Annotated in this window: 12 protein-coding genes; 2 read left to right on the forward strand and 10 right to left on the reverse strand. The window is 38.1% G+C overall.

The features are described from left to right. Positions 1-49 precede the first annotated feature (49 nt). The 7 genes from MJQ71_RS15845 to MJQ71_RS15875 form a co-directional block, all read right to left on the reverse strand. Positions 50-1,564, reverse strand: a complete 1,515-nt coding sequence (locus tag MJQ71_RS15845) for a hydroxymethylglutaryl-CoA lyase-like TIM-barrel protein (protein ID WP_238807619.1) — start codon at positions 1,562-1,564, stop codon at positions 50-52. Positions 1,565-1,661: 97 nt separating this feature from the next. Then, positions 1,662-2,258 carry a 3-isopropylmalate dehydratase small subunit gene (gene leuD, locus MJQ71_RS15850; RefSeq protein ID WP_238807620.1) on the reverse strand — a complete coding sequence of 199 codons (597 nt, stop codon included), beginning with the start codon at positions 2,256-2,258 and terminating at the stop codon, positions 1,662-1,664. 76 nt (positions 2,259-2,334) lie between these two features. After that, positions 2,335-3,735, reverse strand: coding sequence for a 3-isopropylmalate dehydratase large subunit (gene leuC, locus MJQ71_RS15855; protein ID WP_238807621.1), 1,401 nt, complete (start codon positions 3,733-3,735; stop codon positions 2,335-2,337). A 99-nt stretch (positions 3,736-3,834) separates the two neighbouring features. Beyond that, positions 3,835-4,440, reverse strand: coding sequence for a transposase (locus MJQ71_RS15860; protein WP_238807623.1), 606 nt, complete (start codon positions 4,438-4,440; stop codon positions 3,835-3,837). A gap of 87 nt (positions 4,441-4,527) precedes the next feature. Next, a complete protein-coding gene (locus MJQ71_RS15865; protein ID WP_238807625.1) occupies positions 4,528-5,370 on the reverse strand; it encodes a helix-turn-helix domain-containing protein in 843 nt (280 codons plus the stop codon). Positions 5,371-5,532: 162 nt separating this feature from the next. Next, on the reverse strand, positions 5,533-7,179 hold the full coding sequence (gene glgP, locus MJQ71_RS15870; protein ID WP_238807627.1) for an alpha-glucan family phosphorylase: 1,647 nt from the start codon (positions 7,177-7,179) through the stop codon (positions 5,533-5,535). A 114-nt stretch (positions 7,180-7,293) separates the two neighbouring features. Continuing rightward, positions 7,294-8,544 (reverse strand): glutamate-5-semialdehyde dehydrogenase, encoded by a 1,251-nt coding sequence (locus MJQ71_RS15875; RefSeq protein ID WP_238807629.1) that lies wholly within the window; start codon positions 8,542-8,544, stop codon positions 7,294-7,296. A gap of 191 nt (positions 8,545-8,735) precedes the next feature. Here MJQ71_RS15875 and MJQ71_RS15880 point away from each other — a divergent pair, with 191 nt between their 5' ends. After that, on the forward strand, positions 8,736-10,214 hold the full coding sequence (locus MJQ71_RS15880) for a DUF4301 family protein (RefSeq protein WP_238807631.1): 1,479 nt from the start codon (positions 8,736-8,738) through the stop codon (positions 10,212-10,214). A gap of 66 nt (positions 10,215-10,280) precedes the next feature. Continuing rightward, positions 10,281-11,360, forward strand: a complete 1,080-nt coding sequence (locus tag MJQ71_RS15885; RefSeq protein ID WP_238807632.1) for a phosphotransferase family protein — start codon at positions 10,281-10,283, stop codon at positions 11,358-11,360. A gap of 64 nt (positions 11,361-11,424) precedes the next feature. Here the strand turns inward: MJQ71_RS15885 and MJQ71_RS15890 are convergent, their stop codons facing one another. From MJQ71_RS15890 to guaB, 3 genes are all read right to left on the reverse strand, one after another. Beyond that, the gene (locus MJQ71_RS15890) at positions 11,425-12,837 is read right to left on the reverse strand and encodes a tetratricopeptide repeat protein (protein WP_238807633.1); all 1,413 of its coding nucleotides are present in this window, start codon (positions 12,835-12,837) and stop codon (positions 11,425-11,427) included. Between the two features lie 279 nt (positions 12,838-13,116). Next, entirely contained in the window at positions 13,117-14,115 is a 999-nt protein-coding gene (locus MJQ71_RS15895) for an SDR family NAD(P)-dependent oxidoreductase (protein ID WP_238807634.1), read from the reverse strand. Between the two features lie 96 nt (positions 14,116-14,211). Then, on the reverse strand, positions 14,212-15,678 hold the full coding sequence (gene guaB / locus MJQ71_RS15900; protein WP_238807635.1) for an IMP dehydrogenase: 1,467 nt from the start codon (positions 15,676-15,678) through the stop codon (positions 14,212-14,214). Between the last annotated feature and the right edge of the window lie 23 nt (positions 15,679-15,701).

Consider the following 15,701-nt stretch of genomic DNA (forward strand, 5'->3'; position numbering starts at 1 on the left):
GCGACAAAGTGTTATTTTTTGAAATATAATTGAGATTAAAACTTTGTGTCTAATTTATCAAATTCAACATCTTTTGAGTTGCTTTGATTGCTGAAACTGTCTGGTCAGAATCTAATCCACGGGTTTTGAAACTTTTTGTTGGACTTTCCCAGGTAATTATGGTTTCACAAAGAGCATCGGTTTTTCCTCCTGGCGGAATTCTTACCGCATAATCGGTCAATGTTGGAAGAGCAATTTTCTTTTTTAGATAAATTTTCTTCAATGCATTCATGAAAGCATCGTATTGACCATCTCCTTGAGCGTTTTCTTCAAAAGTTTCTTCATCAATTTTCACCATCAATGTAACTGACGGTCGAAGGTTTTTTGAATGAGTCATTACGTAGTTTATTACCTGCACACGCTCTACAATTGCTTCACTATCAAGTACATCTGAGATAATATAAGGCAAATCTTCTTTGGTAACAACTTCTTTTCGATCGCCAAGTTCGATGATTCTTTGCGTTACTTTCTTGATTTCATCTTGTGAAAGCGTGATGCCAATTTCGTGTAGATTTTTCTCAATATTGGCTTTTCCAGAAGTTTTTCCGAGAGCATATTTTCGAGTTCTACCAAAACGTTCGGGCATCAAATCATTGAAATAGAGATTGTTTTTATTATCTCCATCAGCATGAATTCCAGCGGTTTGCGTAAAGACGTTTTCTCCGATAACAGGTTTATTGACAGGAATACTAAATCCAGAAAAAGATTCTACAATCTTGCTAACTGTATAAAGCGATTGCTCGACCACAGAAGTCGTTACGTCAGGAATGAAATCATTGATAACTGCAATCGTACTTGACAAAGGAGCATTTCCTGTGCGTTCGCCCATGCCATTTACAGTCAAATGTAGTCCTTGTACACCCGCTCGGATTGCTTCCATCACATTGGCTACGCCCAAATCGTAGTCGTTGTGGGCATGAAAATCAAAGTGTTGATTTGGGTATCGCTCTACAATCGAATACAGAAAGGTATAAGTTTCCTGTGGCGTGAGCACACCCAAGGTATCGGGTAATAAAACTCGCTCGATGGGTTGTGTTGAAAGAAAATCAAGAAAACGAAACACATACTCTTGTGAGTTACGCATGCCATTGCTCCAATCTTCGAGATAAACGTTGGTTTTTATACCTTTCGACTGAGCCAAAGCAATCACATTCGAGATTTCGCTAAAATGCTGTTCGGGTGTTTTCTTTAACTGATGAGTCAAATGATTCATTGAACCTTTGGTCAATAAATTCATCACTTTTGCTCCTGCCTGAATCATCCAATTAATTGAAGAATCCCCATCAACGAAAGTAAGAACTTCTACTTTATCAAGTAAATCATGCTCTTTTGCCCAATTGGTTATTTTCTGAACAGCCAATAATTCGCCGTCAGAAACTCGTGCAGAAGCAACCTCGATTCTATCGACTTTTACTTCTGTGAGTAACATTTGGGCAATTGCCAACTTTTCGGTTGCAGAAAAAGACACTCCGCTGGTTTGTTCACCATCACGGAGTGTTGTATCCATTATTTCTATGTGTCGCATCTTATGCTTTGAGCTTTAGGCTATAAGCAATAGGCAATTGACTAAAAGCATCATTATAAAATGCATAAAGCATACAGCCTATAGCTTGTCGCTTTTTTTAGTACAAACTTTTATCTGCAAAAGCGGCAATTTCGGCTTTCATTGACTGCAAATAATCAATGTCATCATAGCCATTAATCATGTTATTCTTTTTGTAGCCGTTAATTGCAAAGCTTTCTTGCTCACCAGTTGCTAAAATAGTGATAGTTTGAGCAGGAAGGTCGATTTCAAGTTCTGTTTTTGGGTCTGCTTCAATTGCCGTGAAAATTTTGTGTAAAAAATCTTCACTTACTTGTACTGGTAAAATACCGATGTTTAAAGCATTTCCTTTGAAAATATCAGCAAAGAAACTCGAAACTACGCAACGAAAACCGTAATCGTAAATCGCCCAAGCAGCGTGTTCACGAGAAGAACCGCTACCAAAGTTACGGCCACCTACAAGGATTTTTCCAGAATAGATTGGGTTATTTAATACGAAATCTGCTTTCGGAGAATCGTCGTTGTTATAACGCCAGTCTCTGAATAAGTTTTTATCGAAATCTACTCTGCTTGTTGCTTTTAAGAAACGTGCAGGAATAATTTGGTCGGTATCCACATTTTCGATTGGCATCGGAACTGCGGTGCTTTTGAGTACTGTAAATTTATCGTATGCCATTTTATATGTCTTTATTTTTTACCACTAAGGCAGAATGTATCACATAGGTTTTTGTTAGTGTCTTAGTGGTTGAGTTTTATAAAAATTCTCTTGGGTCAGTAACTTTTCCAGTAACCGCTGCCGCTGCTGCAACCAACGGAGAAGCCAAAAGTGTTCTTGCACCAGGCCCTTGACGACCTTCAAAATTTCGGTTTGATGTTGAAACTGCGTATTTTCCTGCAGGAATTTTATCATCATTCATGGCCAAACACGCCGAACATCCTGGTTGACGCAATGCAAAACCTGCTTCGGTCAAAATATCCAAAATACCTTCTTCTTTGATTTGTGCCTCAACAATATGCGAACCAGGAACTAACCAAGCTGTTACGTTATCAGCTTTTTTACGTCCTTTTACGATTGATGCAAAAGCACGGAAATCTTCGATACGACCATTTGTACAACTTCCTAAGAAAACATAATCAATTGGTTTACCGATGATTTGGTCATTTTCGGCAAAGCCCATGTAATTCAATGATTTTGCATAAGAAGCAGCACCATCAAGTACGTTGGCAGCTTGAGGAATATTTTGAGAAATACCAGTTCCAAGACCTGGGTTTGTACCGTAAGTAATTTGTGGTTCAATTTCAGAAGCATCAAAAGTATATTCTATATCGAAAACTGTACCTTCATCGGTTTTGAGTGTTTTCCAGTATGCCAAAGCTCTTTCCCAAGCCTCGCCTTTTGGAGCTTGCTCTCTGCCTTTTAAGTAAGCGAAAGTAGTTTCGTCAGGAGCAATCATGCCACCTCTTGCACCCATTTCGATTGACATATTACAAACTGTCATACGTCCTTCCATGCTCATATTTTCAAAAACATCGCCAGCGTATTCACAGAAATAACCAGTTGCACCTGCTGCCGAAAGTTTTGAAATGATAAAAAGAGTAACGTCTTTTGGCAATACGCCTTTACCCAATTTACCATTAATATTTACACGCATTTTCTTTGGTTTTGGTTGCATGATACATTGCGAAGAAAGCACCATTTCTACCTCAGAAGTACCAATTCCGAAAGCAATTGCTCCGAAAGCACCGTGCGTAGAAGTATGCGAGTCACCACAAACGATGGTCATTCCAGGAAGAGTGATGCCATTTTCTGGCCCAACTACGTGAACGATACCATTTTTTGCATGACCTAAACCCCAGTGAGAAATACCATATTTAGCCGAGTTAGTTTCCAAAGCTTTCAACTGATTAGCCGAAAGTGGGTCTTGAACTGGTAAATGCTGGTTGATTGTTGGCGTATTATGGTCGGCAGTAGCAAATGTACGATTTGGGAAAAGTACGCCTAAACCACGTCCTTCGAGGCCTAAAAAGGCAACTGGACTCGTTACTTCGTGAATGAAGTGGCGGTCAATAAGAAAAACATCGGGGCCGTCTTCGATTTTACGAACTACGTGGGCATCCCATACTTTGTCAAATAATGATTTTGGTGCTGACATATTAATTTAATTGTTTTAATGCGATTTGTATGTTTGTTCTGCCGTAGAGACGTTGCCCCAATGGAATCGCATTGCAACGTCTCTACCAACCAACCGTCTTTATTCGGGTTTCATTTCCTCTCCAAAAAATTTATCTTCTTCCCAATTCAAAGGATTATTGAGAATGTATTGGCTAATTGTATTAAAAGCCTCGTCATCACGAATAATATTGTCCCAAAAACGTGTTTGCCATTCAAAATTCAATGTCGGAAATGCCGAATGAATGTGTTTGGTACAAATTGATTTGTATGACCGAACAATGGTTGAAATCGACCCAGATTTTGGTGATATTTTTTGATAAAATTCGTTTTTGTTCTCGGTAGAGACGTTGCATTGCAACGTCTCTACGGGGTCGATTATGTCAACAGGTTCAATATTTTCATAAAAACCATTTTTATTCAAAATCAAAACACCATGAATATGATTCGGCATTACCACAAATTCACCCAATTCAACAAATGGGAAATGTTTTGGGATTTCATACCAAAAGCCCTGCACAATCGCACCAACGGTCGATAACTTCATTTTGCCTTTTTCACATTCTCCTAAAAAGTACTGTCGATTTTTAGTACAAATTGTAATAAAATATGCCCCATTTGTGCAGTAATCCCAATTGGGATGTCTTGCCGAAGGAATGCGATATTTATTTTGGAATTTGTCCGCCATCGGAGTTTGTGGTATAGACGGTGCAAAATTGAGTATAATAACCTAATAATGATTAACGAAATACGACCAAAAAATAGCGTTTTTGGTTTAATTAATTTTATTGGGCGTAAAACCGTATTTTTCTTTGAATGCTTTAATGAAGTGAGAAACGCTTTCGTAGCCTATTTCGAGGCTTATTTCAGAAACATTTTTTTGTGAATTTTGCAGAAGAAAAAATGCGTATTCGAGGCGTTTGTTTTTTATCCAAACCGCTGGAGATGTATTAAATTGTACTTCAAAATCACGCTTAAATGCCGAGAGACTTCGTCCAGAAATGCGGGCTAATTCATTAATAGACAGTGGTTTGAGGTAATAATTTTCAAGAAAAAAGGATAAATCAACCTTTTGTCCTTGATAAATATTAAATAGGGTGATGCGGAATTGATTACTACGGTCGAGGTCGAGAAGATGCAACATCAATTCATCAAATTTTAGTTTCAAGAATTGATTCAAAAGGTTGGTTCTAGCACTGAAAAATGGAATCAGCGAGTCAACGAAAATATCAAAGTTTCCGTTACTTTCTAAACTTAAAATTTGCTCAAATGAACTTTGGGTATAATCTTCAAATAGTGATAGATTTTGTGCTACAAACTCTTTCAATAATTTTTCTGGAAAGAAAAAAACAAGGCTACGATAATTGCTATCAATTGATTCATTCATGGAATAACAGCCACGCTGAAAAAACAAAATCTGCCCTTTTTTTACATGAACATCTTGCGTAGGAGAAACAAACCTTTTTTCGCCTTCAAGCACATAAATAATGGCGTGTTCTTCAAAAAAAATCTCATTTCTTGGTGGATAAATATTATTTCGGTACGCCACAAAGGTCATGTCTTGAATCTTTAAAGATTCAAATTCCTGAGTATTTATCGAAGAAGGAACACGAAGCATAGCTGAAATCGTTTATTGCTATTTCGACCAAAGATACAAGAAAAAACAAAACTGTTACGGCAAACCACACAGGTTCTTACGAAAGATGATAATTTGATGAAAACCATAATTTATCAACTATCATAAAAACCTGTATCGGTCGTCATTATAATTATATGCTAATTAATACACTTTTTCATAATATTCTGCGGCCATTCGGTCGGCATCGAAGAAGGCATTTACATCATTCATACTTTGTAAAACCATTTTTTGCCAATCTTCTGGGCGGTCATAATAGGTTGGTAAAATCTTATTTTCGAGCATATCGAGCATATTGCTAATATCTACCATATCACGCTCCCAATCAGGCGAATGAGGAGCATCTGGCACAACGAAGGAGTTTTGTTCGGTAGCAAATTCACAAACCCAACCATCAAAAGTTGAGAAATTGAGCGAACCATTCATTGCGGCAGTCATACCACTTGTTCCTGACGCTTCACGCGTAACAATTGGCGTATTCAGCCAAACATCCGAACCATCCTTGATGAGTTTAGACAAGTTCAATTCATGCCCTGTTAAGACAGCCATATTTGGGTAAAGGTGGCTCAAATAATACAATTGATTGAAATTATTAATTGCTCCGCCATCAAAAGGGTACGGTTTTCCTGCCCAAATAAACTGAATAGGATACTTGGTGTTTTTCATCAATCGGTCGAAACGCTCACGGTCACGAGTCAATAAATCAGGGCGTTTATATGCTGCAAAACGTCTTGCCCAAATGATTGTCAATACTTCGGGTTTGAAAAGTTTACCCGCTTGGTCAGCAACGGTTTTGAAGAGTACTTCTTTCAATTCTTTTTTGCGGGAAGTAATCGTTTTTACATCGCCTTTTTTGCGAGCTTTTTCCAAAACTTCATCAGCCCAATAAAGGTTGTTTTGAGCGTTTGTCACATGCGTAATTTCACAAATGCCTGTATAATCTCCCCACATTTTGCGAGAAACATCGCCATGAAGTTTCGATACGGCATTGGCTTTTCGACTTAAACGTAAAGCAACCAACGAATGATTGAAAACATTATCGGTGATTCCCGAAATTTTACGAACTTCATTCATCGGTACGCCCGCAAAGAAATTCATATTTTCGAGCATATTAATATCATGTTTCTCATTACCAGCCTCTTCGGGCGTATGAGTCGTAAAAACCAAATGTTTCTTTACTTCCGCTACTTTACCAAACTTTTTATACAAATGAAAAGCACCAGAAAGAGCATGGGCTTCATTAAAATGATAAACGTCGGGTTCGTAGCCAATTTTATCCAAGAAAGTTGTTCCACCAATACCCAAAATCATACATTGAGCTACTTTTATTGAAGCATCAGCATCGTATAAATGATACGAAAGAGACCTTGCCCAATTATCATTTCCATCGGTATCGGTGGTCAGAAAAAACATCGGAACTGTGCCAAATGTAGTCGAAGGCAAGAAATAAGTAGCCACCCAAACGGCTCGATTTTGTATGTTAATTTGGAAACGAACGCCAGTATCCTGCAAAAAACTATACATTTTCTCACGAAACTGCACGGCCATACTATTGTCGGTATTGCGAACTTGGTCGTAATAACCAAATTTCCAAAGAATACCGATTCCGACAAGGTTTTGTTTGAGTTGATACGCACTTCTCATGTGCGAGCCAGCCAAAAATCCAAGTCCGCCAGAATAGGTTTTGAGAGCTTGGTCAATGGCAAATTCCATTGAGAAATAAACGGCTGATTTCTTAAATTTTGGGGCAAAAGAATACGGATGAGCAAATTGCTCAGGGAGGTTTTTCATTTTTATCATAGGTTATTTTCTATGACAAAAGTAGAGAAAATTCTGAATTTACGAGTTAAGAATTATTTTTTACGAATGAAATGAACCTAAAATTAGGCCTTTGGCTCCGCTCGGCTACCATCTTACTTGTCCATCGCCAATTACAATCCATTTTTCAGTCACGAGTTTTTCGAGAGCAAATGGCCCACGAGCATGGAGTTTTTGCGTGGAAATGCCAATTTCTGCACCTAAACCAAACTGTCCACCATCTGTAAAACGAGTAGAAGCATTATGATAAACGGCCGCTGCATCAACTTCCGCCAAAAATCTTGCTGCAAAAGCTTGGTTTTGTGTCAGAATCGCTTCTGAATGTCGAGAAGAAAATGCTTGAATGTGCGAAAGTGCTTGGTCGATATTGGTAACAGTCTTGATAGAAATTTTATAATCGAGCCATTCACGGCCAAAATCTTCGGGTTGAGCGTGATGTAAGTTTTCATAGCCAATTTTCTCAAAAACTGCGTAAGCTTTTTCATCGGCATAAATCCCAACGTTCCATTTCTTGAAATCTTCTACTAACATTGGCAAAAATTGTTCAATGATAGCTTCGTCAATAATTGCACAATCCAAAGAATTACAAACTGATGGACGAGAAACACGGGCATTGACAATAATGTCTTTAGCTTTGGCTAAATCAGCACTTGATTCAACGTATGTATGCACCACGCCAGCACCAGTTTCGATGGTAGGAATGAGTGAATTTTGACGCACAAATTGAATAAGTGAGTCAGACCCACGAGGAATAATAATATCAACAAAGCGAGTTGCTTTTAATAATTCTTCGGTAAATTTTCTGTCGGTTGGCAAAAGTAAAACTGCTTCATCAGCAACGCCAAATTTTGCCAAAATTTGATGAATTAGGCCAACTAGACAAGAGTTTGAGAAAAAAGCTTCTTTTCCACCTTTCAGCACACACGCATTGCCCGAACGCAAGCAGAGCGAAGCCACATCAATCGTAACATTTGGGCGAGATTCGTAAATAACGCCTACAACGCCCATCGGAACGGCAATTTTCTTAATATTTAAGCCATTCTCAAGGTTTCTTTCGGTCAGAACTTCTCCTGTTGGGTCGGGTAAAAGAGCCACTTCTCGTAGCGAATCTGCCAAACCTTGAATACGGTTTTCATTCAAAAGCAAACGGTCATATTTAGGGTCGGTTTTATCCATTAAGTCTAAATCCTTTTGATTTTCAGACATAATCAAAATCTTTGATTGCTCAACGATTTCTGCCAATTCATTCAATAATTGACTACGTTGGGCATCAGAAAGCCGACGAACCGATGCCGACGCTTGTTGCGTTTGCTGTAAAAGAGGAAGTATTGAATTCATTTTTCTGTTTTGGCCACTAGCTTTTGGCTATCAACTACTAAAAATTATCATGCTTAAAAAAGACGAAGTCAGAACGTATATGTCTTCATCTTTTTTAATTAATCACGAGCAAAACATTGCCTTGATTTTATTTTTTCGTAAAATTACGTTTCAATCAGCACAATCAAAAGAATTAACTCAACCTAAGTAATATGTTTAGCGAAAAAGACCTTAGCCAAATTGACGCCCGAGGGGCAAATCTTGAAACAATTCTTGAGCAAATCGAAAACTTTAAGAATGGATTTCCTTACCTCAACGTCATCAAAGCCGCCACCATCGACGATGGAATGATTCAACTTGGCGATGAAAAAGCGACCAAACTTGCCAAAGATTTTGACGACCAGATTTTCGGTAAAAAATTACTAAAATTTGTGCCAGCTTCAGGTGCAGCTTCTCGGATGTTCAAATCGCTTTTTGCAGCTTTAGAAGAAGACAAAATTGATAAATCAGTCAATGAGTTTTTGGAGCGACTACAAGATTTTGCGTTTTATAATAGTTTAATAAAATCAATCGGAAGCGAATCAGCCGATCATAAAACTATCTTAAAGCATCTCCTAACAGCCGAAGGCCTAGATTATGGTAGTTTACCTAAAGGTTTGTTGGAATTTCATAAATACGGAGATTCAACTCGCACACCAGCCGAAGAACATTTGGTGGAAGGAGCAAAATATGCCAATGCGGGCGGAAAAGTAAATCTTCATTTTACGGTTTCGCCAGAGCATAGAAGTAAGTTTCAAGCCTTAATTGATAGTGTTTTGGCAAGTTATGAAGCAAAATTTGGCGTAAAATATAGCATCAGTTTTTCTGAGCAGAAACCCTCGACAGATACGATTGCGGTGAACCTTGATAACACACCATTCCGCAATGCAAATGGAGATTTATTGTTTCGTCCAGCAGGACACGGTGCTTTGCTAGAAAATCTGAACGACCAAGATGCTGATGTTGTATTTATCAAAAACATTGATAATGTTGTGCCAGATAGCTTAAAAGAGCAAACAATTATCTATAAAAAAGCTTTGGCAAGTTTAGTGCTGAGCTACCAAGAAGCGATTTTTGCATTCTTGAAAATGATGGATGGCGTAAAAATAAGCGAAGTAGATTTACTAGAAATTTCTGAATTTTTAGAAAACGAACTTTGTGTCGAAGCTCCCGAAGATTACGAAGATTATACTTTAGAAGAAAAAATTACTTATTGCCGTGCGAAACTTAATCGTCCATTGCGTATTTGTGGCATGGTGAAAAACGTTGGTGAACCAGGTGGTGGGCCTTTTTGGGCAGAAAATGCCGATGGTTCAACGTCGTTACAAGTAGTAGAATCTGCCCAAATTGATTTGAAAGATCCTGACCAAAAAGAAATTTTCGACGAAGCAACGCACTTTAACCCAGTTGATTTGATTTGTACTTTGAAAGATTACAAAGGAAATAAATTTAATCTTTTGGATTTCCGTGACCCAAAAACAGGGTTTAATACACAAAAATCTCAAAGTGGTCGTGACCTAAAAGCTCAAGAACTTCCAGGTCTTTGGAATGGTGCAATGGCAGATTGGAATACGCTTTTTGTAGAAGTGCCATTGATTACGTTTAATCCTGTGAAAACGGTGAATGATTTATTAAGACCAGAACACCAATAAGAAAATTATAAATAATGGATACGAAACCAGAATAGTCTATTTTCGGTATTCGCTATTTTCTCGATAATGACTTCATTAAAAATAGATACGCCAACGACTGTTCGGCTAGGAGAAGAATTGGATTTGGTAAAGTTAAATGACTTTATCAAATCCCAATTGCCTGATTTTGAAGAAATTATAGAAGTTTCGCAATTCCCAGGAGGGTATTCAAACTTGACGTATTTCTTGAAAACAGCAAACCGAGCGTATGTTTTGCGTCGCCCACCCGTTGGAGCAAAAGACATCAAGGGAGGACATGATATGGCACGTGAATACAAGATTTTGACTGCTATAAAATCAATTGGTTATGCAAAAATTCCGAATCCAATTATTTTTTCGGAAGATGAAAACATAATGGGTTGTCCGTTTTATATCATGGAGCGAGTGCAAGGCATTATTTTGCGGGCAAAAGATGCTCCAAAACTCATGGCTTCGGTTGCTCCTAATGAAATGCGAAAACTATCGGAAGCACTTTGTGATAATCTAGCCGATTTGCATGCTATTGATATTGAATCTACGGGACTAATAAATATTGGTAAACCAGAAGGCTATATTCTGAGGCAAGTTGAAGGTTGGCATAAGCGTTATTTGGCTTCGCAAACAGATGAAATTGCATCAATGGATAATCTGGCAAATTGGCTTAAAGTCAACCTTCCTACAGAAGGAAAGCCAACGCTCATTCATAATGATTATAAGTATGATAATGTAGTGTTAAATGCCAATAATTTATCAGAAATCATAGCTGTTTTAGATTGGGAAATGACCACCGTTGGCGACCCTCTTATGGATTTAGGTACAAGTCTTTCGTACTGGGCGGAAGCCAATGATGGAACTTTTGAGAAAACATTCAATCTTTCGTGGGTTGAAGGGAATTTGACACGCCAAGAGTTTGCCGAGCGTTATGCCGAAAAAAGTGGCCGAGATGTATCTAATATTTTGTATTTCTATGTTTTTGGTTTATTCAAAAACTCAGTAGTTATTCAACAAATTTATAGCCGATACAAAAAAGGGCTAACAACCGACCCTCGTTTTGCTGATTTAATTTTTGGTGTAAAAGCACTTTCAAAAAAAGGTATAAAGTCAATTGAAAGTGGGAAAATGATGTAGCATACTTTTTATTTGATAACAAAAAAGAGCTTGAAAATTATTTTCAAGCTCTTTTTTGTTAAACTTATTTATACTGCTCGATGATTCGATGAAGTGCCTTTTGCGTATCTAGATTCGGGAAGAAATCATAGATTTGGGTGTGCGATTCGAAGTTTAAAATCAAACCAGTTTCTAAATATTTGTAGGCTTCATTGTAGCTGCCATCAAAAATTAGATAAGCGGCAGCTCGATAAAATAAATCTGGGTCATCGGGCATTTCCGAAATTCCATCATAAACTATTTCAAAAGCTTTGCTATATTCGCTTTGCTCAAAAAATAACAATGACCAATTCAACCAAATATCAGGATTGTTTGGGTCGATTGCTACGGCTTGCGTGTAGGCTTCATTGCTCGATAAAAAGTTGCCAAGTTTTGATTCGGTATCGCCCAATAACAACCAATAATCAGCATTGGATTCATTGAGTTTGATGGCTTTTTGGGTAAAATGAACACTTTCAAGCCATCGGTCTTGCTCGTATAAAGCGGAACCCATTCCAAACCAAGCATCGTCCCAGTTTTCATCTAAAATGGTTGCTTCTTTATAATTTTTATACGCCTCTTCGTATTGTTCTAATTTTTCGCAAGATGCCCCCAAATGAGTGTAAACTTCGGCCGAAGGAGCTTCATGTTTCAATACGTTGGCGTAACATTCTTTAGCATCAATAAAATTATTGAGATTCATGTACGCATGGGCCAAATTGAACCAACCCGAAGCGAAGTCTTCTTTTACTGTAACGGCATAGTCGTAGGCGAAAGCGGCATCTTTGTGCTTATTCAATCGGCTATACATCATGCCTAAAGCAAACCACGCAAAGTGCGAGTAGGGGTCATTATCAACTAATTGCTCAAAATAGACGAGGTTTTCTTCTAATTTATTGGCTTGCTCTAAACAAAAAACCAATTCATAAAAACCAATTTCCTCATGAAATTTATGACGAATCGCTTTTTTATAAAAATGAGCGGCTTCTTCAAATTTTTGCCAATTTTGATACGTTTGTGCTAACTGAAAATAAACGGTTTCTTTCTCGTCCGACAATAACAATGCTTCACGAAGATGCTCAATAGCTTCTTCATAATTACCCATCAGATTAGAAATTACTCCTCTCATGTAAGTTATTTCGTTATCGGCGGGGTTGAAAGTGGCCGCTTGGTCAAGTACCGACATTGCCTCCTCAAACTGCTCATAATTGGCGTGCAATTGCACTTTATCCAAGAGTAGCTCGAGCGAATAAGGGTATTGTTGCAAGCCAATTCGGCACGCTTTCATGGCCATATCCCATTTGCTTTTGAGCAAATAATATTCTGACAATTGTTCGTACGTTTCTTCATCGAAGAAAATCGATTCCTTACTTTTGAGCATTTCCTCAAAGCGTTCGGCAGATGCTTTTACGTCAGCGTCGTCGAAGTTATCGAATCTGTCACTAAATTCGTGTTGCATGTAGATTCCACTCAAAGGTTAGTCAGTCCAACCATAGGACTGCACATCGTGACTTTAAAAATGTAGTTTTGGGACTTTAAATTATGACTACAATTTCGAATATTTTGTTTGGTATTAATTGATTTTAGCCGTTAAGAGCATTTATTTGTTCTTGATTGGCTATTAACAGATAATAAAAGCGAACATTAATATTAAAATTAGGATTAAATATAAAAGTTATTTATTAAATGTCAATAAATTTTGCAAAATAAAAGTTCGTTTTGATTTTCGATGAATATTTTAAATTCCTTTTTGCAGAAAACTACAAACTCGAAAAATTGTATCATCTAATTTTGTAAATTCAAAACCAATTGTTTTACGAATCTTGTCATTTTTATAAGCAAATTTCGTGCGAGAGTTTTTTGCAGTTTCTTTTGTGATAAGTGGAGATTTTTTTGTGAAGAAAGCACGGATGGATTCTAACCTCCACAAGATTTCGACCATCAATGGTGAAAGGGTACTTGTTGGTGGTTTTTTATTGAAAACACGGGCAATTTTCTCAAAAAACTCTTTGTAAGTGATTGTCCCGCCATTGAGTATAAAGCGTTCTCCTTTGATTTCTGAAGTTGTTAAACGAAAAATACCCTCGATAACATCCTTAACATCAACGTAATTGAGATTACCGTTGGTATAATATTTGTTCTGGTCATAAACATACTTAAAGAGCTTCGTACTACTTTTGTGCCAATCTCCTTCGCCCAAAATAATTGAAGGATTTACAACCACAACATTGAGTCCTTCGGCTTCTCCCCGCCAAACTTCTAGTTCGGCCTCATACTTTGATTTTGCGTAATTAGAATTGAGTGGAGAATCTTCCCATTTTTGATTTTCGTCGATTATTCCTCCAAAAACGTTTTCTGATGCAGCCGTTGTGCGACCCAAAGCGGCAATCGAACTAACATGGCAAAGTTTTTTTATTTTTTTCTCTAAACAAATATTTACTAAGTTGGCTGTTCCTTCTACGTTTACTTTAAACATTTGGTTTCGGTCTTTGGCAGCAAAAGAAACCAAAGCGGCTGTATGAACCACAAAGTCTTTATTCTCAAGGGCATTTTCGAGTGAATGAATGTCCAAAATATCACCTTCAATGATGGAAATTTTATCAGCAATATCTTTCAACAAAGATAAATCGCTATTGGCTCTACATAATGCAGAAACATTATAGCCAGCGTCAACAAATCGGCGAGTAGCAGCACTTCCAACCAAACCATTTGCACCCGTAATAAGAACTCGATTCATAATTTTCAGTGAGAGAGTGAAGGTGTTAAACGTTTTAAAATAGTAGAGACGTTGCAACGCAACGCCTCTACGACATTTCTTATGATAACATCTTGTTTATCTCGAATAGTTCGGAGCTTCTCTAGTAATTTGAATATCGTGCGGATGACTTTCTTTGATGCCAGCAGCAGTTATTTTTACAAATTTTGCTTGCTGTAAAGTGGCAATGTCTCCTGCACCGCAGTAGCCCATACCAGCTTTAAGTCCTCCAACCATTTGATACAAGATTTCGGCAGCACGGCCTTTGAAAGGCACACGACCAACGATTCCTTCTGGAACTAATTTCTTAATATCATCTTCTGCATCTTGGAAATAACGGTCTTTTGAGCCATCTTCCATCGCTTCTACCGAACCCATTCCACGGTATGTTTTGAACTTACGTCCTTCATAAATGACCATTTCGCCAGGTGCTTCTTCTGTACCTGCCAACAATGAACCAATCATAACTGTACTTGCACCTGCTGCGATAGCTTTTACAATATCGCCAGAGAAACGGATTCCACCGTCGGCAATTACTGGTACACCATATTTTGCGGCTGCTCTTGCAGAATCTGCAACGGCCGATAATTGTGGCATTCCGATACCAGCGATGATTCGAGTTGTACAGATACTTCCTGGGCCAACGCCAACTTTGATAGCATCGGCTCCTGCTTTAGCAAGGGCTTCGGCGGCTTCTTCAGTGGCAATATTACCTACGATTACATCAATATTTGGGAAAGCAGCTTTGATACGTTTGAGGGTATCAATTACGCCTTTTGAATGTCCGTGAGCTGTATCAATGCTAACAACATCAACGCCAGCTTTGATAAGTGCTGCAACACGCTCTTCGATGTCGGGAGTTACGCCAACTGCTGCTCCTGCAATCAGACGACCAAGCCTATCTTTTGCGGCGTTTGGACGGTCTTTTTTCTTCAAAATATCTCGGTAAGTAATCAACCCGATTATTTTGTAGTCTTTGTCAACGATTGGTAGTTTTTCAATTTTATAGTTACGCAAAATATCTTCTGCTTCCGATAAACCCGCTCCTTCATGGCCAACGATTAAGTTATCTTTGGTCATAATTTCGGTAATTGCTTTTGAGTTATCTAATTGAAAACGTAAATCACGATTAGTAATAATACCTTTTAATTTCTGGTTTTCATCAACAATTGGAATGCCACCAATTTTGAATTCCTTCATAATACGTAATGCATCGCCTACGGTAGCTGTTTCATGAAGTGTAATTGGGTCGATAATCATACCGCTTTCCGAGCGTTTTACCTTGCGAACTTGCTCGGCTTGTTGCTGAACGGTCATGTTTTTGTGAATAAAACCAATTCCTCCTTCTTGAGCCATTGCCACCGCCATTTCGTATTCGGTCACGGTATCCATTGCCGCCGAGATAAGTGGAATGTTCAATTGAATATTTTTGGTCAGAAATGTTTTCGTTTGCGTATCACGTGGGAGAACCTCGGAGTAAGCTGGAACGAGCAGAACGTCGTCGTAAGTGAGTGCTTCGTAAAGCAGTTTTGAAGAATCTAACATATGCAAATAATTTCGTTTTCTTA

Source organism: Emticicia aquatica (genome assembly GCF_923079645.1).
GTDB lineage: Bacteria > Bacteroidota > Bacteroidia > Cytophagales > Spirosomataceae > Emticicia > Emticicia aquatica.